At 38.0% G+C, this 26,076-nt stretch carries 26 protein-coding genes and 1 tRNA gene; 22 read left to right on the plus strand and 5 right to left on the minus strand.

The window, feature by feature from the left end:
* Positions 1-139: 139 nt before the first annotated feature.
* The gene (gene bamA, locus CCAL9328_RS07675) at positions 140-2,377 is read right to left on the minus strand and encodes an outer membrane protein assembly factor BamA (RefSeq protein WP_170000391.1); all 2,238 of its coding nucleotides are present in this window, start codon (positions 2,375-2,377) and stop codon (positions 140-142) included.
* A 94-nt stretch (positions 2,378-2,471) separates the two neighbouring features.
* Here bamA and CCAL9328_RS07680 point away from each other — a divergent pair, with 94 nt between their 5' ends.
* The 11 genes from CCAL9328_RS07680 to ribD all read left to right on the plus strand — a co-directional run bounded on the left by CCAL9328_RS07680 (position 2,472) and on the right by ribD (position 13,587).
* A complete protein-coding gene (locus tag CCAL9328_RS07680) occupies positions 2,472-3,302 on the plus strand; it encodes a prephenate dehydrogenase (protein ID WP_169937195.1) in 831 nt (276 codons plus the stop codon).
* A 59-nt stretch (positions 3,303-3,361) separates the two neighbouring features.
* Positions 3,362-4,732, plus strand: a complete 1,371-nt coding sequence (gene pgp6 / locus CCAL9328_RS07685) for a peptidoglycan metallopeptidase Pgp6 (protein ID WP_170000392.1) — start codon at positions 3,362-3,364, stop codon at positions 4,730-4,732.
* Between the two features lie 60 nt (positions 4,733-4,792).
* The gene (gene lpxC / locus CCAL9328_RS07690) at positions 4,793-5,677 is read left to right on the plus strand and encodes a UDP-3-O-acyl-N-acetylglucosamine deacetylase (protein ID WP_169937199.1); all 885 of its coding nucleotides are present in this window, start codon (positions 4,793-4,795) and stop codon (positions 5,675-5,677) included.
* Positions 5,678-5,718: 41 nt separating this feature from the next.
* The gene (locus CCAL9328_RS07695) at positions 5,719-6,120 is read left to right on the plus strand and encodes a glycoprotease (RefSeq protein ID WP_169971812.1); all 402 of its coding nucleotides are present in this window, start codon (positions 5,719-5,721) and stop codon (positions 6,118-6,120) included.
* Between the two features lie 8 nt (positions 6,121-6,128).
* The gene (gene thrB, locus CCAL9328_RS07700; RefSeq protein WP_170000393.1) at positions 6,129-7,013 is read left to right on the plus strand and encodes a homoserine kinase; all 885 of its coding nucleotides are present in this window, start codon (positions 6,129-6,131) and stop codon (positions 7,011-7,013) included.
* A 22-nt stretch (positions 7,014-7,035) separates the two neighbouring features.
* Positions 7,036-7,290 carry a YlxR family protein gene (locus CCAL9328_RS07705; protein WP_169971810.1) on the plus strand — a complete coding sequence of 85 codons (255 nt, stop codon included), beginning with the start codon at positions 7,036-7,038 and terminating at the stop codon, positions 7,288-7,290.
* On the plus strand, positions 7,277-9,943 hold the full coding sequence (infB, locus tag CCAL9328_RS07710; protein ID WP_170000394.1) for a translation initiation factor IF-2: 2,667 nt from the start codon (positions 7,277-7,279) through the stop codon (positions 9,941-9,943). The genes CCAL9328_RS07705 and infB overlap by 14 nt, the downstream gene beginning before the upstream one ends.
* Complete coding sequence (gene rbfA / locus CCAL9328_RS07715) at positions 9,940-10,305, plus strand: 30S ribosome-binding factor RbfA (protein ID WP_169937208.1); 366 nt, start codon at positions 9,940-9,942, stop codon at positions 10,303-10,305. Before infB ends, rbfA begins: the two co-directional genes overlap by 4 nt.
* Positions 10,298-10,714, plus strand: coding sequence for a ribosome maturation factor RimP (gene rimP, locus CCAL9328_RS07720; RefSeq protein WP_169937210.1), 417 nt, complete (start codon positions 10,298-10,300; stop codon positions 10,712-10,714). The genes rbfA and rimP overlap by 8 nt, the downstream gene beginning before the upstream one ends.
* Positions 10,715-12,364 carry a formate--tetrahydrofolate ligase gene (locus CCAL9328_RS07725; protein ID WP_170000395.1) on the plus strand — a complete coding sequence of 550 codons (1,650 nt, stop codon included), beginning with the start codon at positions 10,715-10,717 and terminating at the stop codon, positions 12,362-12,364. It begins immediately after the preceding gene.
* Positions 12,365-12,489: 125 nt separating this feature from the next.
* The gene (gene ribD / locus CCAL9328_RS07730; protein ID WP_169971807.1) at positions 12,490-13,587 is read left to right on the plus strand and encodes a bifunctional diaminohydroxyphosphoribosylaminopyrimidine deaminase/5-amino-6-(5-phosphoribosylamino)uracil reductase RibD; all 1,098 of its coding nucleotides are present in this window, start codon (positions 12,490-12,492) and stop codon (positions 13,585-13,587) included.
* On the opposite strand, the gene sppA is transcribed toward ribD, so the two are convergent.
* Both sppA and mqnF read right to left on the minus strand, forming a co-directional pair.
* Complete coding sequence (gene sppA / locus CCAL9328_RS07735) at positions 13,588-14,451, minus strand: signal peptide peptidase SppA (protein WP_170000396.1); 864 nt, start codon at positions 14,449-14,451, stop codon at positions 13,588-13,590. It abuts the gene before it with no gap.
* Positions 14,439-15,656, minus strand: a complete 1,218-nt coding sequence (gene mqnF, locus CCAL9328_RS07740) for an aminofutalosine deaminase family hydrolase (protein WP_169937218.1) — start codon at positions 15,654-15,656, stop codon at positions 14,439-14,441. The genes sppA and mqnF overlap by 13 nt, the downstream gene beginning before the upstream one ends.
* A 158-nt stretch (positions 15,657-15,814) precedes the next feature.
* On the opposite strand from mqnF, the gene aroQ reads away from it, so the two are divergent.
* From aroQ to mnmA, 11 genes are read left to right on the plus strand one after another with little or no spacing between them, the layout of a single operon-like run.
* Positions 15,815-16,297: a type II 3-dehydroquinate dehydratase gene (gene aroQ, locus CCAL9328_RS07745; protein WP_169937220.1), complete on the plus strand. Its 483-nt coding sequence runs from the start codon at positions 15,815-15,817 to the stop codon at positions 16,295-16,297.
* Entirely contained in the window at positions 16,294-17,319 is a 1,026-nt protein-coding gene (locus CCAL9328_RS07750; protein ID WP_169937222.1) for a M24 family metallopeptidase, read from the plus strand. Before aroQ ends, CCAL9328_RS07750 begins: the two co-directional genes overlap by 4 nt.
* The gene (gene folK, locus CCAL9328_RS07755) at positions 17,316-17,792 is read left to right on the plus strand and encodes a 2-amino-4-hydroxy-6-hydroxymethyldihydropteridine diphosphokinase (RefSeq protein ID WP_169971805.1); all 477 of its coding nucleotides are present in this window, start codon (positions 17,316-17,318) and stop codon (positions 17,790-17,792) included. Before CCAL9328_RS07750 ends, folK begins: the two co-directional genes overlap by 4 nt.
* 12 nt (positions 17,793-17,804) lie before the next feature.
* On the plus strand, positions 17,805-19,181 hold the full coding sequence (flhF, locus tag CCAL9328_RS07760; RefSeq protein ID WP_169971804.1) for a flagellar biosynthesis GTPase FlhF: 1,377 nt from the start codon (positions 17,805-17,807) through the stop codon (positions 19,179-19,181).
* The gene (locus CCAL9328_RS07765) at positions 19,178-20,044 is read left to right on the plus strand and encodes a P-loop NTPase (RefSeq protein ID WP_169971803.1); all 867 of its coding nucleotides are present in this window, start codon (positions 19,178-19,180) and stop codon (positions 20,042-20,044) included. Before flhF ends, CCAL9328_RS07765 begins: the two co-directional genes overlap by 4 nt.
* Positions 20,045-20,056: 12 nt before the next feature.
* The gene (locus CCAL9328_RS07770) at positions 20,057-20,401 is read left to right on the plus strand and encodes a hypothetical protein (RefSeq protein ID WP_169937230.1); all 345 of its coding nucleotides are present in this window, start codon (positions 20,057-20,059) and stop codon (positions 20,399-20,401) included.
* Positions 20,373-21,077 carry an RNA polymerase sigma factor FliA gene (locus CCAL9328_RS07775; RefSeq protein ID WP_169937232.1) on the plus strand — a complete coding sequence of 235 codons (705 nt, stop codon included), beginning with the start codon at positions 20,373-20,375 and terminating at the stop codon, positions 21,075-21,077. Before CCAL9328_RS07770 ends, CCAL9328_RS07775 begins: the two co-directional genes overlap by 29 nt.
* Positions 21,077-22,177 carry a flagellar motor switch protein FliM gene (fliM, locus tag CCAL9328_RS07780; RefSeq protein WP_170000397.1) on the plus strand — a complete coding sequence of 367 codons (1,101 nt, stop codon included), beginning with the start codon at positions 21,077-21,079 and terminating at the stop codon, positions 22,175-22,177. The genes CCAL9328_RS07775 and fliM overlap by 1 nt, the downstream gene beginning before the upstream one ends.
* Positions 22,167-23,021 (plus strand): flagellar motor switch protein FliY, encoded by an 855-nt coding sequence (gene fliY, locus CCAL9328_RS07785; RefSeq protein ID WP_170000398.1) that lies wholly within the window; start codon positions 22,167-22,169, stop codon positions 23,019-23,021. The genes fliM and fliY overlap by 11 nt, the downstream gene beginning before the upstream one ends.
* Before the next feature lie 9 nt (positions 23,022-23,030).
* Positions 23,031-23,624: an LOG family protein gene (locus CCAL9328_RS07790; RefSeq protein WP_169937237.1), complete on the plus strand. Its 594-nt coding sequence runs from the start codon at positions 23,031-23,033 to the stop codon at positions 23,622-23,624.
* A 48-nt stretch (positions 23,625-23,672) separates the two neighbouring features.
* Positions 23,673-24,692, plus strand: a complete 1,020-nt coding sequence (gene mnmA / locus CCAL9328_RS07795; RefSeq protein WP_170000399.1) for a tRNA 2-thiouridine(34) synthase MnmA — start codon at positions 23,673-23,675, stop codon at positions 24,690-24,692.
* Between the two features lie 225 nt (positions 24,693-24,917).
* On the opposite strand, the gene CCAL9328_RS07800 is transcribed toward mnmA, so the two are convergent.
* Both CCAL9328_RS07800 and CCAL9328_RS07805 read right to left on the minus strand, forming a co-directional pair.
* Positions 24,918-24,992: transfer RNA gene (locus CCAL9328_RS07800), tRNA-Asn, on the minus strand.
* 144 nt (positions 24,993-25,136) lie between these two features.
* Positions 25,137-26,048, minus strand: coding sequence for a radical SAM protein (locus tag CCAL9328_RS07805; RefSeq protein ID WP_170000400.1), 912 nt, complete (start codon positions 26,046-26,048; stop codon positions 25,137-25,139).
* Between the last annotated feature and the right edge of the window lie 28 nt (positions 26,049-26,076).

Below are 26,076 nucleotides of genomic sequence, written 5' to 3' on the forward strand. Positions count from 1 at the left end.
TACTTAATTACAAAATTGTTCGGATTATATCTAAAATTGCCTTTTTTTTTCTTATAGGTGATTTAAATTTATAAAAATATTGTCTTTATGTTTTTGGTATATAAGGAGGGGCGACGCGGAAATTTCCGCGTCAAAGAGATTAAAATCTTCTTCCGATAGTAAATTCAAATGTGTTTGTTTCGTCGTTATGTTTTTTATCAAGAGCTCTTGCAAAGATAAGTTGTAGTGGTCCAATAGGTGTAACCCACTCTATACCAGCACCGACGGATGAACGTTTTATCTCGTTTAGGTTTTTCTCTCCGATCATACCGTAGTCATAAAACAATACGCCACGCATTTTAACGCGCTCTATTAATGGAATACTTAACTCAACAGAGTTATTAAAGGCTATTTGACCACCTGTTTCATACCATTGTCCATCTTTGGCTAGCACTTTTGGAGAGACGCTTCTACTTTCATATCCACGTAAATTTCTAATGCCGCCAAGGTATAATTTTTCGTTGATAGGCACATATCCATTATCCCATATCTTGCCAAAATTTGACTTATATCTGATGATTAGGTCATAGTCGATATATTCTCTAAGACCTAGATAATAGTTGAAATTTGTTCTATTTTTAAAGAATTCCTCATCTCCGCCAAGACCGGCAGCTTCAAGAGAAGTGCCTGCGATAATACCGCGACGAGGCAGATAGTAGTCGTCTGTGCTGTTGTATGAGATAGCTGGTATTATAGAGCTTTTTATGTTTCTGCCCTCTTTATATCCTACCTCTTTTAAGACATCTTTTAGTCCTTGTATATCACTTTGTTCTATGACATATGTTAGAGAGGCATTTAAATTTCTTGTAAGTTTTCTACCGACTGTGGTACTAAAGCCGTATGATTTTTCATCATAACTATCCCAGTCGTAATCGTTTGCATAGATGCTTCCGCCCCAGCTGTATTCTGAGTCAAATACACGCGGGTTTGTAAGGCTGATTTGTCCTGAAAGTTCATCGTCGCTTTTGTCTATACTGATGGTTCCTTGCATGCCAGAGCCAAATATATTTGTATCAGAAAGTGAAGCGTTTAAAAGTAGACCGTCAGAGCTACCATAGCCGATACCACCACTAATGGTTCCTGTAGACGCCTCTTTAACTTCAACTGTTAGATCTACTGTGTTTTTATCTACTCGCTCTTCTTTGATATCAACATCATCAAAGTAGCTCGTTCTTTTTAGTGCATCTTTTGAGTCTTGAAGATCGGTTCTGCTATATAAATTTCCCTCGGTTAGATATAGTTCTCGTCTAACAACGCGGTCAACAGTGCGGTCGTTGCCTGAAATTTGAACATTTCTTATATATACTTGTTCGCCGGGATCTACTTCGTATTCGATATCAACCGTTTGGTTGTTTTCGTATTTTTGAGTTTTTGGATAGACCTTAACAAACGCATAACCTTTATCGGCTACTAAGTCATCAAGCTTTTTCATGTCTTGACGAAGACGAGCCGAATTCATGCGGTCGCCAGGCTCGAGCTTAAAGTCTTTTAAAATTTCATCCGTATCAAGCTCAAGTTCACTTGGTGCATTTATGCCGACTTTTGCCACGTCATAAGGTTTACCTTCGTGGATATAGTAAGTAAGATCGGCTGTGTAGTTATCAAAAGATGAGTTTAGATAAGGCGAAGATACGGTTGCGTCAAGATAGCCTTTTTGAAAGTATCTATCTTGAATTCTTGCAGGATCATTGGGAAGCTCTTGAAGCTTGACTTTGCCGTCATTCCTGCCCCACATCCAACCCATAAATTCACGACTTTTGTTTGCTACAAGCGGCTCCATGTCACTGTAGTCGAATTTTTGTGCGCCTATTAAATTTACTTTATTGATTATCATGTTTTCGCCGCGGTTTACGTTCATTGTTATAAACAGTGAGCTTTCATTGCCTGCAACAGCCTCTTTTTGCACATCTACAACCGTGTCAAAATAGCCTTTTGATTCGTAATATTGGCGAATTCTCTCTTTTGTTTTTTCTATGATCAAGTCGTCATACATATTGCCGGGCTTTATGCTTATTAAAGACTCGATAGCTGTTTTGTCGTTTGTTACTACACCTTTTATGTCAAGTCTTGCAATGCTTGGCTTTTCTTTTATGTTTACGGTTATGTTGCCTTTATTATCCGTGTCTATCCAGATGTCTTGCATGTAGCCTTGTTTATAAAGGTTCATTATCGCCCTGTCTGTCGCATCGCCGGTAAGCTCGTCTCCTACTTTAAGACCCATTATATCCTTTGCGACTTCTGGTGAAAGGTGGATAAGTCCTTTGAAATTTATAGACTGAATTTTTTCCGCATTTAGGCCGCTTAGAGCCAAAAGTACTAAAAATAAGCTTTTTTTCATTAAATTTAACCTAAATATTGAGTATAAAGGCGTATAATATCATATTTATTTTTAAAATATATAAAAATTGACAAAATTTAAAAGGGCGTTAAATATGAAAGTTGGGATAGTTGGACTAGGATTAATCGGCGGCTCATTGGGGCTTGCATTAAAGGATGAAAAGCTTATATCTTGTGTTAGTGGATATGACATAAAACAAGAGCATCAAAGCAAGGCGCTAGAGCTAGGACTTGTGCATGAAATTTTAACTCTTGACGAGATGAAAAGAAAATGCGACATCATCTTTCTTGCTATACCGGTTGAAGCGATAATCCAAACTATGCAAAATTTAAACGATATCAGCGATGATACTACGATTATTGATTTTGGTTCTACAAAACAAAAGATCATCCAAGCCGTTCCAAAAGAAATTCGTAAAAATTTTATACCGGCTCACCCGATGGCGGGAACTGAATATTCTGGGCCGGAAGCCGCGTTTAAAAGTCTTTATAAGGATGCAGTTGTTGTGGTTTGCGACTTTGAAGAAAGTAGTGAAAAGCATGTTAAGCGCTCGGTTGAGTTGTTTTCTCATCTTGGTATGAAGATCGTCTTCATGAGCGCAAAAGAGCACGATCATCATGTCGGTATAATCTCGCATCTGCCTCACGCTATCGCATTTTCTTTGGCAAGTGGCGTTTTAAAAGAAGAGGACACAAGGCATATTATGGCGCTTGGAGGCCCTACATTTCGTGGTATGATCCGTGTTGCAAAAAGTTCTCCTATAATGTGGAGTGATATTTTTAAGCAAAATAAAGACAATATTTTAGAGGCGATTAAAATATTTAAAAACGAACTTAGCGAATGCGAAAAACTAGTTCAAAACGAGCAGTGGAACGAACTTTACGACTGGATGAGTCAGGCTAGAAAGATACGCGAAATTTTATGATTAACTTAAAATTTATTCGCTTTTTTGTAAAATTCACGAAAAATTTAAGGGTGATTTGAATGAGAAGACAGGGTTTTAGCGGGTTTTTTGTAGTTTTGATTTTATTGATCATGGTTATAGGCGGAGGTATTTTTTATCTTTTAGGTTCTAATAATTTTGAAAGAAACAAGCCTATTATCGGTATAAAAGATAAGGTTTATTGGAATTTAAGATCACCAATGAATATTAAATTTCAAGATGACAGCGGAGTCAAATTTGTTCGTATAAGCATGAATGACGGACAAAACGACCTAACTGTACTAAATCAAGTAATCGACAATCCAACGCAGCAGCTTGACATAAATTTAACATTTCCTAAGACCGGTTTTTTTAGCGCAAAAGAGACCTATGAGATGACGATAGAAGCTGTTGATACAAGCAGGTGGAATTTCTTTTCAGGTAATAAATCAGAAAAAAAAGTTCAAGTTATACTCGATACTACAAAACCCGAGCTTTACGTGCTTTCTCAGTCGTATTCTATATCAAAAGGCGGTAGTGCGGTTGTTGTATTTAAAGCAACTGATAACGAAATGAAAGAGGTTTTTGTCCAAACTAGCTATGGGAAGCAGTTTAAAGCAATACCTTTTTATCAAGAAAATTATTATATGGCTGTGCTTGCATGGCCGGTTAATGTCGAGAATTTTAGTGCGGATGTGATAGCGAGGGATTTTGCGGGCAACGAAAGCAAGGCTCACGTTAGATATTTTTATCAAAATGTAAAATACAAAACATCTACAATCGCGTTAAAAGATAATTTCTTGGATGGTAAAATTTCAGATCTTACAGACCAATACGCAAAAGATGCGTTAAATTTATCACGTCTTGAGAAGATGAAATTTATAAACGAAACTTTGCGAAATGAAAATAATAAAAAAATCTCCGAGATAACATCTAATGTTGATGCAAATTTAATTAGCGACTTTGCGGTTAATACTTTTTATCCGTTAAGAAACGGTAAAAAAGTGGCTGACTTTGCGGATCATAGGTATTATACATACAACGGACAACCTGTTAGTGAGTCTTGGCACATGGGAATAGATTTTGCTAGCGTAGCACAAGCTCCTATCGTTTCAAGTAACGCAGGCCGGGTGGTTTTTGCGGGAGATAATGGAATTTATGGTTTAAATATCATAATAGATCACGGTTTTGGTATCTACTCTTTATATGCACACTGTTCAAGCTCTAATGTAAAAGAGGGAGATAGTGTTGCTCCAGGAGAGCAGATCGGAACAACCGGGATAAGCGGACTTGCGCTTGGAGATCATTTGCACTTTGGAATTTTGGTGCAAGGCGAAGAAGTAAGGCCGCAACAATGGATGGATAAAAAGTGGATAAAGGATAATGTTACCGATGTTCTTGATGCTGCTAAAAAAATGATAGACAAGAAATAATTTGCAAAAATAACTTTAAAATGCTATTATTTCACGATTAAAATTTATAAAGGAAAATAGTTGAAACAAACTACTATTGCAAGAAGGGTCGAGACCGTAGGTATCGGGCTTCACAAGGGTGAGCCGATACATTTAGCGCTTGAGCCTCTTGATGCAAATATGGGTATAATTTTTCATAGAACCGACCTGGGTATAAGTTTTAAAGCCGAGCCGTCAAATGTAGTAAACACTCAAATGGCAACGGTTGTCGGAAATGAAAAAGGTTTTGTAAGCACGATAGAACATTTGTTAAGCGCGATAAACGGATACGGCATAGATAATATTAGAATTTTGCTTGATGCAAATGAAATTCCAGTCATGGACGGTAGCGCGATAAGTTTTTGCATGCTACTTGACGAAGCTGGCGTAGTTCAACTTGACGAGGGCAAAAAGGTTATCTTGGTGCGTCGTGAAGTAGAGGTTGCTGAGGGGTCTAAATTTGTTAGAACACTGCCTTCTTTAAACCCAAAATTTGACTACACTATTAAATTTAACCACCCGGTTATCGGCGAACAAAGATATGTTTTTGAATTTAGTAAGACAAATTTCATCAAAGAGATAGCAAGGGCAAGAACGTTTGGATTTTTAAAAGATCTTCAAATGCTTCAGTCTCAAAATTTAGCTCTTGGCGCTTCGCTTGATAATGCAGTAGCCATAGACGATAATAGAATTTTAAATCCTGAAGGGCTAAGGTTTGAAAACGAATTTGTAAGGCATAAAATTTTAGATGCCATCGGCGATCTTAGCTTACTTGGCGCACCTTTGCTTGGCGACTACGTCGCATTTGCAGGTAGCCATGACTTAAACCACAAGCTAACGTTAGCGATCTTAGCTGATGAGAAAAACTACGAAATGGTAACGCTAAGCGGCGAATTGCTAAAAGACTACCAAAGGGTTTTTGCATAAAAAATATCGATATTCTTGTCGTTTCATTAGTCTCGCCTCTTATGGTGGGACTATATGAAAACGGCGTAAAATTTAAAGAAATTTCCACCCAAGATCATGTCAGCGAAGCTCTGGTAGAGATGTTAGAAGAGCTAGATAAAGACTATAATATACAAAAAATAATCTATGCAAATACACCTGGAAGCTTTATGGGTTTAAAGGTGGCTTATGTGATTTTAAAGACCTTTTGCGAGGTTAGAGGCTGTGAGTTTTATGCGGTAAGCGGATTTGATCTAAATGAAAACAACCCAATAAGAGCAAACAAAAAATTAAGCTTTGTAAAGTATGATAATAAAATTATGCTTGAAGAAAAAGAGCCCGTAAAATTTAAACTTCCTCAAATTTTAGATAAATTAAAACTAAATTCAGATACACTACCTGATTATATTATACAAGCGGTTTAGGAGTCTTTTTGAATATCATAGTTCCCGCAACTAGTGCAAATTTGGGGCCTGGTTTTGACGCACTAGGGCTTAGTGTCAGTCTTTATAACGAAGTTAGTATACAACCTGCAAAATTTAGCTCCGTTTCCATTAATGGCGAAGGTAGTGAGAATGTAAATTTAAAAAGAAATAATCTTTTTATCAGCATATTTAATGAAATTTTTACCGAACTTACCGGAGAAAATGAAAATTTTAGAGTAGTTTTTGATAATAAAATCCCATTTTCCAGAGGACTAGGAAGTAGTTCTGCAGTTATTGTCGGGGCCATAGCGAGTGCGTATGTGATGGCTGGATTTAAGGCAGATAGGCAAGTTGTTTTAAACAGAGCTTTAACTTATGAAAATCACCCTGACAATATCACTCCCGCAACTCTTGGCGGGTTTATAAGTGCGGTTGTTGACAGTGGCAGAGTTTATGCCAGTAAATTTGAAGTAGACGATAGTCTAAAAGCCGTGGTTGTTATACCAAATGTTGCCATGAATACTAATCAATCAAGAAGCATTTTACCTAAAAACTACACGATAAAAGAGTGTGTAAACAACCTATCTCATGCTGCGTTTTTAACATCTTGTTTTTGCTCTAAGAGATATGATCTTTTAAAGATAGCGTGTAAAGATATGATGCATGAAGAAAGGCGTATGAGCGCACTTGATGAGTTGTTTGAAGTTAGAAAGCTAGCTTATGAAAACGGTGCGTTAATGAGCTCTTTATCAGGTTCTGGGTCTAGCTTTTTAAATATCGTTTATGCAAACGACGCTCAAAATTTTAGAAATAAATTAGCCGGTAAATTTAATAAATTTAGGGTTGAAATTTTTTCATTTGACAACGACGGTTTTCAAATAATACAAAGCTAAAAAAAAGCAAAAAAAAGATATAATGAATAAGAACAGCCCTATAAGAACGTGTGTTTCATGCAAAAGCAAAATGCCTCAAATAATATTAAAAAGATATAGAGTTATAAGCGGTGTGATACAAACCGGAAAAGGCGACGGTCGCAGTTTTTATTTGTGCGACAAATGTTTACAAAAAGACGAAAAAATTTTAAAAAAAATACTTGACAGATATATAAAAAGCGTTATCGGCTTAGAAGCGTCAAATTTAAAGGAGAAACTCTTAAATGAGCAGTGTTAGAATTTCAGAGATAGCAAATGAACTTGGCTATCCAAATAAAGAAATAGTCGAAAAGGCTCAAGAGCTAGGACTTAATGTAAAAACGCACTCAAATTCAGTTAGTTTTGAGGAAGCCGAGGCTATATATGAATACGTTCAAACAGGTATCGTGCCTGATAAATTTAAGAAAAAGAAGGGCGAAAGTAAGCCTAAAAAAGAGTCTAAGATAGATGTAAGCAAAGACGATAAGCCTTCTAAAAAACCAACTCAAAGCTCTAAAAAAGTTGAAACAGTTGAAGTAAGGCAGCCAAAAGAGACAAAAAAAGAAGACGCTCAAACTAAGGCACAAGAGCCAAAAATAGCTACAAAAGAGAGCGCTCGAGTAGAGGTAAAAACCACTGAGCAGGCACAAGCTGAGCAGAAAAAAGAGGAGCAAAAACCAAAAGAAACTCTTGCTGATGTTAGTCAAAAACGTCGCGGACTTGTAATAGTTAAAAAGCGCAAAGAGGTTGAACCAACTCCTTTAAAAGCGCAAAGCAAAGTTCAAAGTGCACAGGCCGAGCAGGTCAATTCTTTAAAAAGCATGTTTTCAAGTAGTGATGAAAGTTTATCTCGCAAGAAAAAAAAGGATGTTAAAAAACAACCTGTAAATTCAAAAAAAGATAGCAGTGAAAGAGTTGAACTTCTTGGAGGAAGCGACTTTGGTGATATCGTTCTTGAAGATGATAATGTAGTTGTTTTACCTGATTTTACATTTAAAACCCCAACTCCTCAGCCAACACAAAAAACAAAACAGCCACCCGTTCTTAAAAACTCACAAAACGCACCTTCAAATCCTTTTGAGGGCGGCATACAAAGACGCGCCAGGAAAAAACATAAGAAGCCGGAAAAAAATCAAAACAGCGATATTGTAACCTCTGTTAATATCCCAAAAGAGATCCGTGTATATGAATTTGCCGAGAAATTAAACAAACAACCTAGCGAGATAATCGGTAAGCTATTTATGCTTGGCATGATGACTACTAAAAATGACTTTTTGGATGAGGATGCGATTGAAATTTTAGCTGATGAGTTTAATGTTGAGGTTAACATTATCGACGATCAAAAAGAATTTGACTATGTCTCCGCCTATGAAGAAGAGATAAAAGATGATGAGAATTTGGTATTACGTGCCCCTGTTATAACCATTATGGGACATGTTGATCATGGTAAAACTTCACTACTAGACTATATCCGCAAGTCACGTGTTGCTTCAAGTGAAGCAGGGGGTATCACTCAACACGTTGGTGCATATATGGTAAATAAAAACGGCAAAAATATAACATTTATCGACACCCCGGGACACGAGGCGTTCACTGCGATGCGTCAAAGAGGCGCAGGAGTTACCGATATTGTTATTATCGTTGTAGCTGCCGATGATGGCGTAAAGCCTCAAACAAAAGAGGCTGTGGCTCACGCAAAAGCAGCTGGTGTGCCTATAATCATTGCCATAAACAAAATGGATAAAGAAGCGGCAAATCCAGATCTTGTAAAAACAGGACTTGCCGAGCTTGATATAATGCCTACCGAGTGGGGCGGTCAGCACGAATTTGTGCCGATTTCTGCTAAAACCGGTATGGGTATAGATGATTTGCTTGAGATAGTGCTTTTACAAGCTGAAATTTTAGAGTTAAAAGCAAATCCAAAAGCCAATGCAAAGGCTACTGTAGTTGAGAGCTCGTTACAAAAAGGAAGAGGCTCAGTTGCTACTATAATCGTTGAAAACGGCACGCTTCGTGTAGGGGATACCGTTGTTGCGGGTGTGGCATACGGTAAGATAAGAAGCTTGCTTGATGATCAAGGCAAGACCCTAAAAGAGATAAAACCTGGAGAGTGTGGTGTTATCGTAGGTCTTAGCGAGGTAGCTGAAGCGGGCGAGACGCTTATAGGTGTTAAAACAGACAAAGAAGCACGCGAATATGCCCAGAAAAAGGCTGAATACCTACGTCAAAAAGAACTTAGCAAATCAACAAAAGTCAGCCTTGATGAGCTTAGCGCTAAGATCGCCGAGGGTGAACTAAAAACTCTACCTGTTATCATAAAAGCAGACGTTCAAGGCTCGTTAGAGGCACTCAAGGCTAGCTTGGAGAAATTAGCCAACGATGAGGTAAAAGTAAATGTTATACATTCAGGCGTTGGCGGCATAACTCAAAGTGACGTATCTTTAGCAAGCGCAAGCGCAAACTGCGTTATACTCGGTTTTAACATACGTCCGACAGGCGAGATAAAAGAAAAGGCCAAAGAGAGTGGTGTTGAGATAAAAACATACAATGTTATCTATAATCTAATCGATGACGTTAAGGCTATCTTGGGTGGTTTAATGTCTCCGATTATCCGCGAAGAGCAGCTTGGTCAGGCTCAAGTTCGCCAGGTTATAAATGTCCCTAAAGTAGGTATGATAGCAGGTTGTATGGTAACTGAGGGCACTATAAACCGCGGAGCTAAAATTCGTCTTATTAGAGACGGTGTTGTTGTTTATGAAGGCACGGTTAGCTCGCTTAAACGCTTTAAAGATGATGTTAGAGAGGTTGCCAGAGGTTATGAGTGCGGTGTCGGTATAGAGGGCTATAACGACATACGAGAAAATGACTATATCGAAAGCTTTAAAGAGACACAGGAGCAAGCTACTTTATGAATGCAAACGAGATAAAGCGCCTACGTACTGAAAGCATACTAAAAGAGCTTATACCAGAAGCTCTTGCTACGCTTGATGATGAATTTTTAAAAGGACTTTGTGTAACGGATGTCGAGTGTAAAAAAGGCAGATACGATGCATTTGTATATCTTGATAAAACGGGTTTTGACGAACGTGAACAAAATTACATCCTAGGACATCTAAAGCGTGTTTCAAAACTCTTGCAAAACCATTGTATGGCGGCTGAGGGTTGGTATAGGGCGCCGAATTTTCATTTTAAATTTGATGACAGGTTAGAGTATCAAAACCACATGGATAAACTTTTTGACAAAATTTCAAAGGATTTAAATAAAGATGAATGAGTTACAAGAGCTTGTTAAGCAGTGCGGTGTCGAGCTTTACGACACCGAAATAGCAAATGAAAACAGCAAGGTTATCTATAGAGTTTATATCACAAAAGAGGGCGGAGTAAGTCTTGATGAGTGCGAGAGCGTGAGCAGGCTGCTTTCCCCGATATTTGACGTTACGCCTCCTGTTTCTGGAGAATACACCCTTGAAGTAAGCAGTCCTGGACTTGAGCGCAAACTAAGCTTACCAAAGCACTTTAAAGCAAGTATCGGCGAGCTTGTAAAAGTCCAAGCTGCTGAGCTAAAAATTTTAGGAAGACTTGTAAAAGCCGACGAAGAAAACATCTGCATTGAAAATGACGAAGGAATTTTTGAGATCAAAATTTTAGATATTAAAAAAGCAAAAACATATTTGGAGTGGTAAATGTTAAGTGATATCGAGATCACACATCAGGCTAAATTAGAGCATATTTCAAAGATTGGTGAAAAGCTGGGGCTAAAAGAGGACGATATCGAACTTTATGGCAAATACAAAGCCAAAATCACTCCACACTTAAAAGAGTCTAACTCAAAACTTATCCTGGTAACAGCTACCAACCCAACACCTTTTGGCGAGGGTAAGACTACCACTTCTATAGGATTAGCCGATGCGTTAAATTTGCTTGGCAAAAAAGTCTGCTTAGCTCTTAGAGAGCCTAGTCTTGGACCTGTTTTTGGTATAAAAGGCGGTGCGGCAGGAGGCGGTTACTCTCAACTTGCACCAATGGAAGATCTAAATTTGCATTTTACGGGTGATTTTCACGCTATAACATCTGCAAACAACCTTATTTCGGCTATGATCGATAATAGCCTGCATCAAGAAAATCCTCTTAAAATAGATAAAATCTTATGGAAGCGTTGCATGGACATGAATGACCGCGCGCTTAGATTTATAACGGTTGGACAAGGCGGAAAAGCCGATGGTGTTGAACGCGAAGATGGGTTTAATATAACAGCGGCAAGTGAGATAATGGCGATACTTTGTCTTGCTACAAGCCTTACTGATTTAAAAGAGAAAATTTCAAACATAATGGTTGCTTACGACATTGACGGCAAGCCGATTTATGTGCGCGACCTAGGTTGTGCGGACGCAGTTTGTATACTTTTAAAAGATGCGATCAAGCCAAATTTATTTCAAACGATCGAACATACGCCAACCTTGGTTCACGGTGGACCGTTTGCTAATATAGCTCACGGTTGCAACTCTATAATCGCAACTAAAACCGCGTTAAATTTAGCTGAATATGTTGTGACTGAAGCCGGTTTTGGCTCAGAGTTGGGAGCTGAAAAATTTATAGATATAAAATGTGCAAAAGCCGGATTAAAGCTTGACGCGGTCGTTTTGGTGACAACAATCAGATCGCTTAAATACAATGGAAATGCAGATAAGAGCGAGATAAGTGTGCCAAACATGAGAGCGCTTAAAGAGGGTATCGCAAATCTTGGTGGTCATATAGAAAATTTAAAAGACAAATTTGGTTTAAATTTGGTTGTGGCGTTAAATAAATTTGGATTTGATGTTGACGATGAGATAAATTTTGTTCGCGAATACTGCGCTAAAATGGGCGTTAAAATGGCAGTTTGCGAAAATTTTGCCAAAGGTGGTGAGGGTGGAGTAGAGCTTGCAAATTTTGTTTTAAAAGAGCTTAAAAAGCCAAGTCATGTAAATTTTATATATAAAGCAAGTGACGACATAAAAACCAAAATAACAAAAGTAGCTACACAAATTTACGGCGCAGATGATGTTATTTTTGAAGACATGGCACTTAATAAGCTTGATAAGATAAGCTCTTTAGGGCTTGATAATTTGCCTGTTTGTATAGCAAAAACGCAGTATAGCTTTAGTGACGATGCTAAGCTTTTGGGACGAGCAAAGGGCTTTAAATTTAGCGTAAAAGATCTTGAAATTCGCACCGGAGCCGGTTTTATCGTGGCAGTGTGCGGCAAGATAATGTTGATGCCGGGGCTTTCAAAAAAACCAAGCGCTATGGATATGCGCATAGATGAAAACGGCGTTATAAGCGGACTTGCGTGATATTAGCTTAATAATAATCCTTTCTTTTTGGTTATAGCGAGTATAGACGTTTGGCATTTATACTCGCTTTTAAATTTAAAAACATCGTTTTGAAATTCAGAGTTATTAAAATTTAAAGGGCGTAGATGAGTGATGAATTTTATATGAATTTAGCCTTAAATGAGGCTTGGAAGTATCAGATCCTAACCTATCCAAACCCTGCAGTCGGTTGTGTCGTGCTTGATAAAAGCGGTAAAATTTTGAGCATAGGTGCTCACAAAAAGGCTGGTTTTTTACACGCAGAGCCAAGTGCGATCTTGCTTGCACTTTGTGAGATAAGTGATGATTTTTTACATAAATTTATACTAAACTACGATCAAAAATTTAACACAAATTTTTTGGATATTTCAGACAAACATGAGCTTCTTGAAAAGCTTAAAGAAGTGTATTTAAACGTGGTTTTTACTTATGATTTTATAATGCAAAATCACGGTGATTTATTAGACGGTGCAAAGGCTTATGTTACGCTTGAGCCCTGCTCACATTATGGCAAAACCCCTCCTTGTGCGAATTTGTTTGTGCAGTTAAAATTTGCCGAGGTTGTGATATCTTGCGAAGATAAAAACAAAATCGCAAGTGGTGGAATTTCTATCTTGCAAAATGCCGGGATAAAAGTGAAAGTAGGCGTTCTAAAACAAGACGGAAGCATGCTTTTAAAGCCGTTTTTAAGTTGGCAAGAGGGGAATTTTAGCTTTCTTAAGGTTGCTTTATCGGTAAATGGCGCGGCAACTGGCGGAGTGATCTCAAACGAGACCAGTCGCGCTCACATGCACAGCATAAGAAGTATTGTAGATCTGCTAGTTATTGGTGGAAATACCGTAAGAATAGATCGTCCAAAACTTGATGCAAGACTTGTAAAAAATGGCAAAAGTCCAAATGTGCTAATCTTTTCTAGAGAGCAAAAATTTGACGAGAGCTTACCTCTTTTTCATGTCAAAGGACGCGAAGTTGAAATTTCAAATTCTCTCTTAAGAGCCAAAAAATCACCCCTTGTTATGTATGAAGGGGCGCAGGAATTTTTAAATTTAGCCAAAAACGGTGCATTACCAAACGTAAAATGGCTTCTTTTATACCAAAGTTCAAATTTCAAAAACGAGCCGAATTTGCTTTCACAAATTTATTTAAAGTCCGTTTTTAGGTCAAATTTTGCAGATGATAGCTACGGTTGGTATGAGATAGTCTAACTATCTCATTTGTGTATTAAAAAGTAAATTTGCCATCGAATTTACGCCTTGGCTTGTAAATTTTTCCATAAATTTTTCTATTTGAGGTTTTTTCTCCCAAACTGCTTCGCTAACACCGCTTAACTCTTCTAGCTGCGCTTTGGCCTCAAAGTATCCGCCGATCTCATCGATAAGTCCTACTTGTTTTGCTTCGCCGGCTAAAAAGATCTTGGCATTTGCCCACTCATCTTTTTTGCTTGTTTCAAGACCTCTTGCTTGCGCGACATCACTTGTAAATAGCTCGTATGAAGCATCAACTAACTTTTGCAGACTATCACGCTCGCTTTGGCTCCATTTTCTGGTAAATGTCCCAGCTTCTTTAAACTCTCCAGCCTTTACAACCTGTTCGCTTATGCCGATTTTATCGGCTAGAGCTTCGAGGTTTGGCACCTGCATGATAACACCGATAGAGCCGATAAACGAGCCCGGATTTGCCACTATTTTATGGGCGTTTACTCCGGCATAGTAGCTGCCACTTGTCATTGAGCCGGCGGCATATGCTACGACTTTTTTGTTTTTAGCCAGTTTTTTTACTTGCATGGCAAGCTCCACGCTAGGGCTTAGCGCACCACCCGGACTATCTATATAAAGCAAGACACCTTTTATGCTGTCATCGTCGTTAAGGGCTTGTAGTTTTTCTAAGATATCTTCGGTTTGAAGAAGTGTATTTTTTATATCAACTTGCGCTAGATTAGGCTTTTTCATCTCGCCGTCTGGCATAAATATCATGGCTAATATCAGTAAAAATACAAACGCTTTGAAGTTGGTATTTATAAATTTAAAAATAGCACCTATGGGTGCAAAAATCATCTTTAAAAGTTGCAAATTTTTCCTCCTATATATAGTTGTTTTGCTTCGTTTGTGTGTAAGATTAGTTGTGTTATAAGTGCGTCTTTGTCACAGTTTGGCACATCATATACGGCTATATCGGCCAGTTTGTTTGGTGCTATTATGCCGTTATTTGTTCCAAGGGCTAACCCCCCGCCTCTCGTTGCTGCGGTAAATAGTATTTTCGCAATGGTGTTTAACTCGTGATTTGCATGAGTAAAAAGAGCAGCTCTTAACTCGTGCCATAAATTTAGGCTAATGTTTGAGCTAAGCCCGTCTGTGCCGATATTAAGCCCTGTGCTTGAGCTTAAAATTTTGTTTAAATTTAAAGCTTTTTTACCAAGTAATCTATTTGAAACCGCACAATGCGTAACACTGTGAAGTTTCTGGTCAAATTTAGTAAAATCATCTTCATAAACGCAGTGAGTAAAGAGCGTTTTTATGCCCTTAAACATGGCAAAATAGCTGTCTTTATCATACATCGGTTTTGGCTCTTTAACAAATCTTTTTAGGTGATTTTTAAATTTACCAGTGCCGTTTTTTAGCCAAGTCATCTCAGCCTTGCTTTCTAAAAAGTGGGTGGAGACGACAAGATTATTTTCTTTTGCAAAATTTATTGCAAATTCTGCTAATTTTGGATGTATAGAGTATGGCGAATGAAGCGAAATACCAGGGCTAAAACGATCATTCGCATACTTTTTACTTTCATTAAAACGAGTGATGAAATTTTGACGATTTTGCTCTATAAACTCAGGGTTTGAGCCTAAAATTTCATTAAAAAATACAACTCTTGCCTGGCTTGATGATAAAATTTCAAGATCTTTGCCAAAGCTTGATATCGCCCCAAATGTGGCCGTTCCGCTTTTTAGTGCCGAATTTAGCGCCTCTTGTATGATTTGCTTTGTGCATTTTTGAGCCAAATTTGCTCCGTTTTGTATGATCGATCCAAGCCAAGTGATGAAATCTCCGTAAATTAGCTCGGATTTATTTGAGCTAAATTCCAAATGAACGTGAGCATTAACAAAAGCAGGAGCGATAAGCGCCTCCTTTAAGTCGATAAAATTTGCATTTTTATATCTTTTTATCAGCTCATTAGCATCGGCTATGGCTAAAATTTTATCATCAAAAGCTATAGCTTTATCTTGCAAAATAGTGAAATTTTCATCGCTTGTTACGATGTATTTTGCTTTTAAAATTTGCATCTTTAACCTTTAAAATTTTTATAATTGTATCAAAAAAGATATAAAAGGCTTTAAATTTTGAAATTTAATCAACGCAAAGGGCATTTTAGGGCTTCTTGTAGCAAAAATTTAGGAACAAAAATGTATAATCAGATGACATTTTAACAAAAGGCAAAAATATGGACAAAAAACTAAAAATCATGGTTATCCAAGGACCAAATATCAATATGCTAGGAGCTAGAGAGCCTGGAATTTACGGTGCTATGAAGATGGAAGACATCCATGGGCAAATGAAAATCGTAGCCGATCAAAATGATATTGATATTGAATTTTTTCAAAGTAACCTAGAGGGCGAGATCGTAGATAAAATTCAAGAGTGCCTAGGTGATGCTGACGGTATCATCATAAATCCAGCCGCATACACTCATACTTCTATAGCGATTAGAGATGCGTTAAGTGCAGTTAGTTTGCCTGTTATCGAAGTGCATATCAGCAATATCCACAGACGTGAAGACTTCCGTCATAAAAGCCTTATCGCTCCGGTAAGTGCGGGTCAGATCGTAGGTTTTGGACCTGTTGGATACCATCTTGCTATGATAGGCATGCTTCAAATTTTCGAACAAGTAAAAGCCATAAGAGCGGCAAATCAGCAACAACAATGAACTACATACTAAAAGACGAAAACGCCGTATTTTTTGAGTGCGGATACAGTTGTGATAATGAAATTTTACTTTGCATTGATGGAGTGAAGTATTTTTTAAGTGACGCGAGGTATTATTTTGAAGCAAAAAAACTCGTAAATCACGGCGTTGTCGTTGTTTTAGCACAAAGAAATTTAATACAAGAAGCAAGGATGCTTCTTAGAAAATTAAAACCAAAAAGCTTGGTTTATAATCCCGACGAACTTAGCGTAAGTACTTTTACCGTTTTGTCAAAAGGGCTTGGTATAAATTTCAAGCCAAAGGCAAATTTCTCTCAGATAAAGCGCATGATAAAAAGCGAAGAAGAGATAGAAATTTTATCTCGTGCGGCGAAATTTGGCGCTGAATGTTTTGATGAATTTGCCGAGTTTGTAAGGAAAAATGGCGAGGGAATGAGCGAACGAGAACTTCACTTTAACGCTCAAAGTATTTTTAAACGTAAAAACGAACTTGGGCTAAGTTTTGACCCTATCGTTGCTATAAATGAAAATGCAGCTAAAGCCCATGCCTTACCAGGTGATAAAATTTTGCGTTACGGGGATTTGCTCTTGCTTGACGCGGGAGTAAAATTTAACAGATACTGCTCGGACAGGACAAGAACGGCGTGTTTTGATGAGAATTTTAATTTTAGCAAAGAGCAAAAATTTAAAAATCCAAAACACCAAGAAATTTATGAGATCGTTAAAGAGGCTCAAAAAGTCGCGTTAGATACCGTAAAGGTTGGTATAAAAGCTGGCCAGATAGATAAAGCCGCAAGAGATGTGATAGTAAAAGCCGGATATGAAAAGGCGTTTTTCCACTCAACGGGACACGGGGTTGGAGTTGATATACATGAACTGCCTGTCATCGGTGCAAGAAGCGAAGCGGTTATAAAAGAAGGCATGGTTTTTAGCATAGAGCCGGGGATATATCTTGAAAACGAATTTGGAGTTCGTATAGAAGATGTTGTTGTGGCAACCAAGGACGGAGCAAGAATTTTATGAAAATACTCGGGGCTAGGGGGCTTGTTCGTAGCCGATTTTGCCCGTGTTATTTTGGTTTTAAAGATGGCTTTAGGTATGTCGCTGTTGTTGGTCTTGGCGGCAATATCGGTAGAAGCGATAAAAGGTTTGATAAATTTATAAGAGTTTTGCTTGATGACAGGAGATTTCATGTTGTTGAGGTTTCGCCGATACTTGTAAATGCGGCGTTTGGATATGAAGATCAGGCTGATTTTAGCAATGCTGTTATAAATTTACAAACAAGTGTATCTGCGTATGCTTTACTTAAAATTTTACAAAGATACGAACTGAAATTTAAACGAACTAGAAGCTTTAAAAATGCGCCTAGAACGCTTGATCTGGATATTTTATACTTTGGAGCAAAAGTGCTTAGAAGTCCTAAACTAACCATACCACATCCCGGAGTAACAACTAGGATGAGCGTGATAGTGCCGATGGGTTTGATGAGAAGCTAAAGAGGGAAATATATGGCAACTAAATTTTATACATTTACAGGCGAAAGCAGCATAGAAGCGTTAAAAAAAGCGCAAGAAACATGTGGTGAGAGAGCGATACTTGTTACCACAAAACAAATTCAGGCTAAGACCATAAACAAAAAGCCTCTTTATGAAATTTTAGTTAGCGTTGAAGAAGAGGATGTGCCTCAAAAGCCAAAACCAAACCCAAAAGCTGTTAATTACGAGAATGCATACTCTAAATTTAACTCTAGTTATGAGCCAATAAAGCCTAAATTTAATATCACAGAAGAGCCCGCAAAAGAAAAACCTCAGATAAAAACAACTCCGGCATGTCCTTATGATGTCGATGAAAGCGTGCTTTTAAATATATCTGAAGCTGCAAAAGAGATAAGTCAGATCGCAAATGTCGATATGAGCAAGATAAAAGCGGTAGATGAGCAAGCTCACGGTGTTAATAAAAAAATCGACGACGTAGCAAAACAAGTAAGCGTCTTAAACGAAAAACTTGGTCTGATAACTGACATGATATGGGACGAGCGTGCCCCAAGTCGTAATAATCTAGCCATACCACCGGAGTTTGCAAGTATCTACAAAGCCGCAAAACAAAGCGGGATGAAACAAGAGCACTTAGAAGCGATAATAAACGCTACGATAGAAAACATGCCAACATCAATGAAGGCAAATCCAACCGCAGTTAAGCGGTATTTTTACTCTCTTTTGCGCAACATGCTTCCTTGTAGAAAAGAGATAAACGACAGAAAACAGCGCATAATGATGCTTGTAGGCCCAACTGGAGTTGGTAAAACTACGACTCTAGCCAAGCTTGCGGCAAGGTTTGCTTACGGAAGTGAAAAGCGCTATAAAACGGGCATTATCACGCTTGATACTTATCGTATAGGTGCGGTCGAGCAGCTCTTTCAGTATGCTAAGATGATGAAGCTTCCTATCCTTGATGTGATAGAGGTTGAGGACTTTAAAAACGCGTTAAAAACGCTAAATTACTGCGATATCATACTGATAGATACTACTGGAAATTCGCAGTATGATAAAGAAAAACTTGACAAGCTTGATAAATTTTTAAAACACAGCGATGTGCAAATAGACGTAAATTTGGTCTTGTCTGCCGGCTCTAAAGTAGAAGACTTGATAGAAATTTATAACGGTTTTAGCTTTTTAGATATCGACACCTTGATCATAACAAAATTTGACGAAACCAAAATTTTCGGCAATGTTTTTTCGCTCATTTATGAGACAAATACCCCTGTTAGTTATTTTTGCGTCGGGCAAGAGGTGCCTGATGATTTACTTGAGGCAAAAAGCGAATTTTTAGTTGAATGCGTGCTTGAAGGCTACTCTAAAAATTCAGAAGATAAGGACGAAAAATGATAAATCAAGCTCAAAAGCTTCAAACTCTCGTCTCTTCTAAAACAAACAAAAAAAACACACACTTTATTGCTATAACAAGCGGCAAGGGTGGTGTTGGCAAAAGCACGATAAGTGCAAATTTGGCAAATGTGCTATCTAAAAACGGATACAAAGTAGGGCTGCTAGACGCTGACATCGGACTTGCAAATTTAGATGTCATCCTAAATGTAAAGATGGGTAAAAATTTGCTTCATGTCCTAAAAGGCGAATGCTCTTTAAAAGAAATTTTAATACCTATTAATAAAAATTTAACTCTCATCCCAGGTGAAAGCGGAGATGAGATCTTAAAATTTAATAACCAATTTTTATACGAGCGATTTTTAAACGAGGCTAGCGAGCTTGACGAGCTTGATTTTATGATCATAGACACGGGAGCCGGCATAGGCGGTAATACTCAGCAATTTTTAGAGGCCGCAGATGAGATAATCGTCGTTACCGTGCCTGATCCTGCAGCTATAACCGATGCGTATGCTGTTATAAAGATAGTTTCAAGGTTTAAAAACAACCAGCTTTTACTTATGAATATGGTGAAAAACGAAAATGAAGCTGTTAGAATTTTTGAAAATATCAAGCGAGTTGCCGCGGCAAACATAGGACCTGAGCTGAAACTTGAGCTTATCGGTCATCTTGAGGCCGACAAAGAAGTTTCAAGAAGTATAAAGCAACGCACGCTATTTACGGACGATACTTCTTATGGTTTGTCAAGTATGCAGATAAAACAGATAGTTTCAAATTTGCTTTATAGGTTGGAACGAAAAGTGCTTACAGACGACACAAGCAGAAGTTTTGGTGCTTTTTTTAAACGCCTGATAGAACAATTTTGACGGGGAGTGAGCGTGAAGGCTGAAAATTTTATAGCATTTTTTACGGTGTGTGGGTTTTTTATCGGCATGGTTTTTACGTTGATAAAGCTAAACGATCCTGTTGAAATGCTAGTTTATACTATGCTTATTACATTTTTCTTCTATCTTGTGATCCATATTATTATCATGAACTACATTGATGTAGGGCGAACGGTTAAGAGATTTTTTGATAGAGATAGACATGAAGAGGTGGCTGATTATCTCATTTCCGAGCTTGCCATTAGGGAAAAGCGTATGGATAATGTGATGTCAAAGCTTACAAATTCGGATAAAATTTCAGGCAAGCAGAATGCAAGAATTAAAGCAAAAGCAGCTTAACGCATATCAAAATACAATCAAAAAAGAGCAAGATGAGATAGTTTTGCAGTATATGCCGGCTCTTCGTGCGATGGCTTACAAACTAAAAGAGAGGCTTCCGCCAAGTATAGATGTGAACGACCTTATAGGTATCGGCGTCGAAGAGATGATAAAACTTAGCAGAAGATACGACAAGGATCAGAATGATTCATTCTGGGGATATGGAAGAAAACGAATTTATGGTGCTATGCTTGACTTTTTGCGTGAGCTTGACGTGATAAGTAGGGCTGATAGAAAACTGGTAAAGAGTATAAATTTAGAGATTGATATATATTTTAACGAGCATGAAGAAGAGCCAAGCGATGAGTATCTAGCTCAAAAACTTGGCGAAGATGTAGAAAAGATACGTGAAGCAAGAGGTGTTAGTTCTATCATTACGATACTTCCTATCGACGAGCAAATAGAACTTTACGGCGAGAGCGATGTTGAGTATAATGTCGAAAAAGAGGACTTGATAGAAAAGATCGAAGAGGTGCTTAAAGGTTTTGATAAGCGCGATCAGCTGATAGTTCAGCTTTATTATTACGAAGAGTTAAATTTAAAAGAGATAAGCGAGATAATGCAAATAAGCGAGAGTAGAATTTCACAAATTCATAAACGCCTTTTAGGCAAAATTCGCAGTAGTTTGGGGGCTTAATGGCTGATATTTTAAGTCAAGAAGAGATAGACGCACTACTTGAAGTCGTTGACGAGGATGGCGATACTAGCAGTATAGGCGAGCAAGAAGTCAGCCAAACCGAACAAAAACAGATAATTATATACGATTTTAAGCGCCCTAACCGTGTCAGTAAAGAGCAACTTCGTGCGATAAAAGGCATACATGATAAACTAGCACGTAACTTGGCTAGTCAAATTTCAAGCGTGATGAGAAGTATAGTAGAAATTCGCTTGCACAGTGTAGATCAGATGACTTACGGTGAATTTTTAATGAGTCTTCCAAGTCCAACAAGCTTTAACGTCTTTTCGATAAAGCCGCTTGATGGCAACTGCGTTTTGGAGATAAATCCAAGCATAGCTTTTCCTATGATAGACCGTTTATTGGGCGGTAACGGTGAGAATTTCGAAACCAGTAGAGAGCTAACTGATATAGAGATAAATTTACTTGATGCTGTGCTTAGGATGATAATGCAACGCCTAAAAGAGAGCTGGGCGATGATAACTGATATGTATCCAAACGTCGAGGCAAAAGAGAGTAGCCCAAACGTCGTTCAGATAGTAAGCCAAAATGAGATCGTTATCATGGTTGTTATGGAGATAATAGTCGGCAACTCAAGTGGCATGATAAATTTATGCTATCCGGTTATCTACCTTGAGCCGATCCTTGGACGTCTAGCAAACCGTGATATAATGCTTGGAGAAACGAGCGCTAAAAAAAGTAGAAATAAAGAGCTAAAAACATTGATCGGGCGTGCCGAGGTGCTTTATGAAGCGATCCTTGGTCAAACCGTAGTTAGTGTAAATGAATTTTTAAATTTAAAAGAGGGTGACATCTTGCGTCTTGATAGGGGTGCGGACGATAAGGCTATCGTTTGCATAGATAAAAAAGAGGTATTTTTAGCTGAAATAGGACTTCATAGGTTTAGAAAATCTATCAAGATCGAAAAACTTATACGCTCCGATAAGGATGAGATCAAGTCTATCCTCGAACACTACGAAGAGGAGCGTAAGGCTAAGCTTATGGAGTATGACCACGCAGAAAATTTAGAAGAAGAAGAGAACTACGAAGATGATGAATAATTTTTTTAATTTATTTACAAATGAGCTAAAAGCGACCATTGAGGGGCTTACAGGACGCATGCTTGAAGTTGGTGAGAGAAACGATTTTGACGCACTTAGTCAAAACGGCATAAAACCTCCGGTCGCCATTGCAAACATCATGACAAAAGGCGACATAAGTGCCAAGATCGCCATAGTTTGCACTCCTGTTTTAATAAGTGCCGTTGGCGAATGGATGATGGGTGAGGAGGAAATTTCTCGTAATGAAAATTTAGGCGTAGATGAGCTTGATGCGGCAAAGGAAATTTTTTCAAATTTACTAGGAGCGTTTAGCACCTCACTAAGCGCTCAAAAAGAGTTGCCAAAGCTTGGTTTTGATATATCAAGCGTTAGTTTTCTGGATGAAAATTCAAATTTGGACCTAAGCGGCTATGAGAAGCTGTTTTTATTTAATGTAAACATAGACGAGATAAGCGAAGGCATAGGGATCGCTTGTGATCAATCTTTAATGAATATACTTGATCCAAGATCGCAAGAGCAAGGCTTGGCGCAAGCAGAAGCACCGTCAAAAGCTTCCTTAAAGAGCGAATTTAGTGCTGAAGAGATGAGAAATATCGGGCTTATCATGGATGTGCGTTTGCCTATTCGCGTTCGTATCGGCTCAAAAAGAATGTTATTAAAAGATGTTTTAACCATGGATATCGGCTCTGTTATAGAGCTTAATCAACTTGCAAACGACCCGCTTGAAATTTTAATCGGAGATAAGGTTATAGCCGTGGGTGAAGTTGTGATAATAGACGGAAATTTCGGCATACAAATAACTCAAATAGGCTCAAAACGCGAGCGCTTACAACAGCTAAAATAGGAGTGGTATTTGAGTAGTGATTTGATCGAGGATTTTGTTAAATTTCAAGGTGTTTTGGCTCATAATAATAAAAATGTAACATTTTTTGGCTCTGCTAGATTTGACGAAGAAAATTTGTATTATAAGAGTGCAAGAGAGCTTGCTTATAAGCTTGGCGAGCTTGGTTTTGCCGTGCTTACTGGCGGAGGAGATGGCATAATGTGTGCGGCAAATAAGGGTGCTTACGAAAGTGGCAAAAGCCCAAGTGTGGCGTTAAATGTGCGCTTGCCGTTTGAGCAACGAACCAATCCTTACACGACCGCTGATTATCTTTTTTCAAGCCTTAGCCCACGTAAATTTGCGCTTACTGATAGCTCTGTCGCCTTTGTTGTGTTTCCTGGTGGATATGGCACACTTGATGAGCTTTTTGAGATATTGGTTTTAGCTCAAGTAGGAACTAAAAAGGTTAAAATTTTCCTTTTTGGGTCTGAGTTTTGGAGCGGTCTAGATAATTTCATAAAAACCACTCTTGTAAATGAAAAAACTATCAATCCTCAAGATGTAAATTTATATCATATAAGTGATGATATCGACTATATCGTAAGTGAAATTTTAAATATTTAAAATTCAGATATATAATGTCTGATTTACAATATTTTTACAAAGGTTTTTATGAAGATAATGGTTGCGATGAGCGGAGGCGTGGACAGCACGATGACCGCCAAGATTTTACAAGAGCAGGGACATGAAGTGCAAGGCTGCTATATGAAGTTGCACACAAAGCCAGGCTATCATGAAGAAAATATAAGAAAAGTAAAAAAGGTCGGAGAGTATCTTGGTATACAAGTTCACATCTTAGACTTGCAAGATAAATTTAACGAATTTGTCTACGATCCATTTGTAAAACTTTATAAAGAGGGTAAAACGCCAAATCCGTGTGCCTTATGCAATCGCTTTATCAAGCTTGGAGCGCTTTTGGATTTTGCTAAAGAGCAGGGCTGTGAAAAGCTTGCCACAGGACACTATGTGCAAGTTGTGGACGGTCTTATTACGCAAGCCAAGGATCCGAGCAAGGATCAAAGCTACTTTTTGGCTCAAGTTCCAAAAGAGGTTTTAAAGGATGTTGTTTTCCCTTTGGGTGATAAATTTAAGTCTGATATAAAAGAGCTTGCCAAAAGCATAGATGTGCTAAGCGAGTTTGGCACACAGACTGAAAGTAGTGAAATTTGCTTTGTGGAAGATACATATATCCAGGTTCTTGAGAAACATTACAATACAAATTTACCAGGCAATGTTGTGGATAAAAACGGCAATATCGTGGGTCGTCATCAAGGCTACATGCACTACACTATCGGAAAGCGTCGCGGGTTTGAAATTTACGGTGCGCATGAGCCACACTTTGTCTTAAAGATCAACGCCGATAAGAACGAGATCGTAGTTGGCTCAAAAGATGATTTGGCTCAAAAGATGGTCGAGCTTGAAAATGTAAATTTGTTTATTGATAAGGATGAATTTGATAGTGAAGTAAAAATTCGCTACCGAAGTCCGAAACTCGAAGCTTCGGTCAAGATAAACAAAGAGGATAAAACGGCAGTTTTAATGCTTAACCAAAACGCTCTTGGTGTCGCCCAAGGCCAGCTTTGTGTGATGTATGACGGAGATAAAGTCATCGCTAGCGGCTTTATAAAATAAACTTCTACCAACCAAGCGGAAATAACATAATCCGCTTGGGGTTACAACTTGTTAAATTTGTATATCTTTTTGCGTGTATAAAATATATTTTATCCTATCTTTGCTGGCATATGTAGATATTTTTTGTGTTAATTATTAAATAATTGCTGTATAAAGTATTTTTAAAAGCAAGGCGGCAAATTTAGATAATAAAGTTTTTGAATTTTAAAGGGATATTAAAAGAAATGGCTCCGGATGCTGGGTTCGAACCAGCGACCAAGTGATTAACAGTCACCTACTCTACCGCTGAGCTAATCCGGAACAATTTAAAAGAAACCGTATTATAGACAAATTGAAAGCGTTTGTCAATAAAATTTAGCTTAAATTTTAAAAAATATTCAAATTTTGTATTCTTTAAAGCAAAACAAGCTTAATAAGCGATATAAAAACAGCGTTATATGGCGTTTATTGCTCATTTGTCCTATAAAATTTAACTCCACTAACGCTGATTTCATAGATTTTATTATCGGCTAGGAGTTCTTGTAAATTCTGCTTTGATATACTTGAAAAGCTATTTTTTACATCTATCTCGCTTTGTGGGCGACGAGAAAGTAGTGCTATTAGTTCGTCTTTACTAAAGTCTAAATTTTTACCGCTGTATTTTGCGCTAGCGATAACGTAAGGTATATTTTCGATATGAGCCGATAGTTCGCGCAACATGTCTGTGCTTACGCCTTTGACAGGATAGGCAGGTGGTCGGTCTATCGTGCTTATGTCTACGCGATTTGGCGAAATTTGATTTATGGCTTTGTTTAGTGCGTTAAATTCTTGTGCAGTATCATTTAGTCCCTTTACGACTAAAATTTCAAGGACGAGTTCGCCTTTGAAATCCCTTTTAAACTCAGTCATTTTTTCTATGATATCCGCTACATTTAGCTCTTTATGTCCTCGGTCTATCTTGCGAAAAGTCTTTTCTATTGCGCTATCAAGGCTAAATTTTACTATATCAAGTCCTAAGAGAGCGTCGTAAATTTCAGGTTTTACGACGCCTGTCGCGTTTGATAGGATTAGTAATTTTGCACTATTTTTTATTAAATTTAGTTTGGCGATAAGCTCTTTTAAGTATGGATAAAGAGTGGGTTCGCCATTTGCCGTAAGTGTTATAACGTCGATGTTTGGATGCACTTTAAGCGCGGACGAGACATCGTTTATGATCTCGTCTACGCTTGGTGGATTTGAAATTTTATCCACCTTTTTGGCTATCTTTAGTTCGCAATAAACACAATCAAAGTTACACGACTTAGCATGCGGCGAAAGGTCGATCCCCAAACTCATGCCAAATCTACGCGAACTAACCGGCCCAAACACCACAGGCATTAAAACTTCCTCTTCCTTACATCCTCGA

Source organism: Campylobacter sp. RM9328 (assembly GCF_012978615.1).

Excerpts from the sequence above, each read along its gene's own strand:
- CCAL9328_RS07695 (WP_169971812.1), top strand. The coding sequence starts at position 5,719 with ATGGTGGGACTATATGAAAACGGCGTAAAATTTAAAGAAATTTCCACC.
- CCAL9328_RS07705 (WP_169971810.1), top strand. The coding sequence starts at position 7,036 with ATGAATAAGAACAGCCCTATAAGAACGTGTGTTTCATGCAAAAGCAAA.
- CCAL9328_RS07805 (WP_170000400.1), bottom strand. The coding sequence starts at position 26,048 with ATGCCTGTGGTGTTTGGGCCGGTTAGTTCGCGTAGATTTGGCATGAGT.
- pgp6 (WP_170000392.1), top strand. The coding sequence starts at position 3,362 with ATGAGAAGACAGGGTTTTAGCGGGTTTTTTGTAGTTTTGATTTTATTG.
- CCAL9328_RS07680 (WP_169937195.1), top strand. The coding sequence starts at position 2,472 with ATGAAAGTTGGGATAGTTGGACTAGGATTAATCGGCGGCTCATTGGGG.
- CCAL9328_RS07765 (WP_169971803.1), top strand. The coding sequence starts at position 19,178 with ATGATAAATCAAGCTCAAAAGCTTCAAACTCTCGTCTCTTCTAAAACA.
- CCAL9328_RS07775 (WP_169937232.1), top strand. The coding sequence starts at position 20,373 with ATGCAAGAATTAAAGCAAAAGCAGCTTAACGCATATCAAAATACAATC.
- rbfA (WP_169937208.1), top strand. The coding sequence starts at position 9,940 with ATGAATGCAAACGAGATAAAGCGCCTACGTACTGAAAGCATACTAAAA.
- rimP (WP_169937210.1), top strand. The coding sequence starts at position 10,298 with ATGAATGAGTTACAAGAGCTTGTTAAGCAGTGCGGTGTCGAGCTTTAC.
- ribD (WP_169971807.1), top strand. The coding sequence starts at position 12,490 with ATGAGTGATGAATTTTATATGAATTTAGCCTTAAATGAGGCTTGGAAG.
- CCAL9328_RS07725 (WP_170000395.1), top strand. The coding sequence starts at position 10,715 with ATGTTAAGTGATATCGAGATCACACATCAGGCTAAATTAGAGCATATT.
- bamA (WP_170000391.1), bottom strand. The coding sequence starts at position 2,377 with ATGAAAAAAAGCTTATTTTTAGTACTTTTGGCTCTAAGCGGCCTAAAT.
- aroQ (WP_169937220.1), top strand. The coding sequence starts at position 15,815 with ATGGACAAAAAACTAAAAATCATGGTTATCCAAGGACCAAATATCAAT.
- folK (WP_169971805.1), top strand. The coding sequence starts at position 17,316 with ATGAAAATACTCGGGGCTAGGGGGCTTGTTCGTAGCCGATTTTGCCCG.
- CCAL9328_RS07750 (WP_169937222.1), top strand. The coding sequence starts at position 16,294 with ATGAACTACATACTAAAAGACGAAAACGCCGTATTTTTTGAGTGCGGA.
- fliY (WP_170000398.1), top strand. The coding sequence starts at position 22,167 with ATGATGAATAATTTTTTTAATTTATTTACAAATGAGCTAAAAGCGACC.
- mqnF (WP_169937218.1), bottom strand. The coding sequence starts at position 15,656 with ATGCAAATTTTAAAAGCAAAATACATCGTAACAAGCGATGAAAATTTC.
- flhF (WP_169971804.1), top strand. The coding sequence starts at position 17,805 with ATGGCAACTAAATTTTATACATTTACAGGCGAAAGCAGCATAGAAGCG.
- infB (WP_170000394.1), top strand. The coding sequence starts at position 7,277 with ATGAGCAGTGTTAGAATTTCAGAGATAGCAAATGAACTTGGCTATCCA.
- fliM (WP_170000397.1), top strand. The coding sequence starts at position 21,077 with ATGGCTGATATTTTAAGTCAAGAAGAGATAGACGCACTACTTGAAGTC.
- mnmA (WP_170000399.1), top strand. The coding sequence starts at position 23,673 with ATGAAGATAATGGTTGCGATGAGCGGAGGCGTGGACAGCACGATGACC.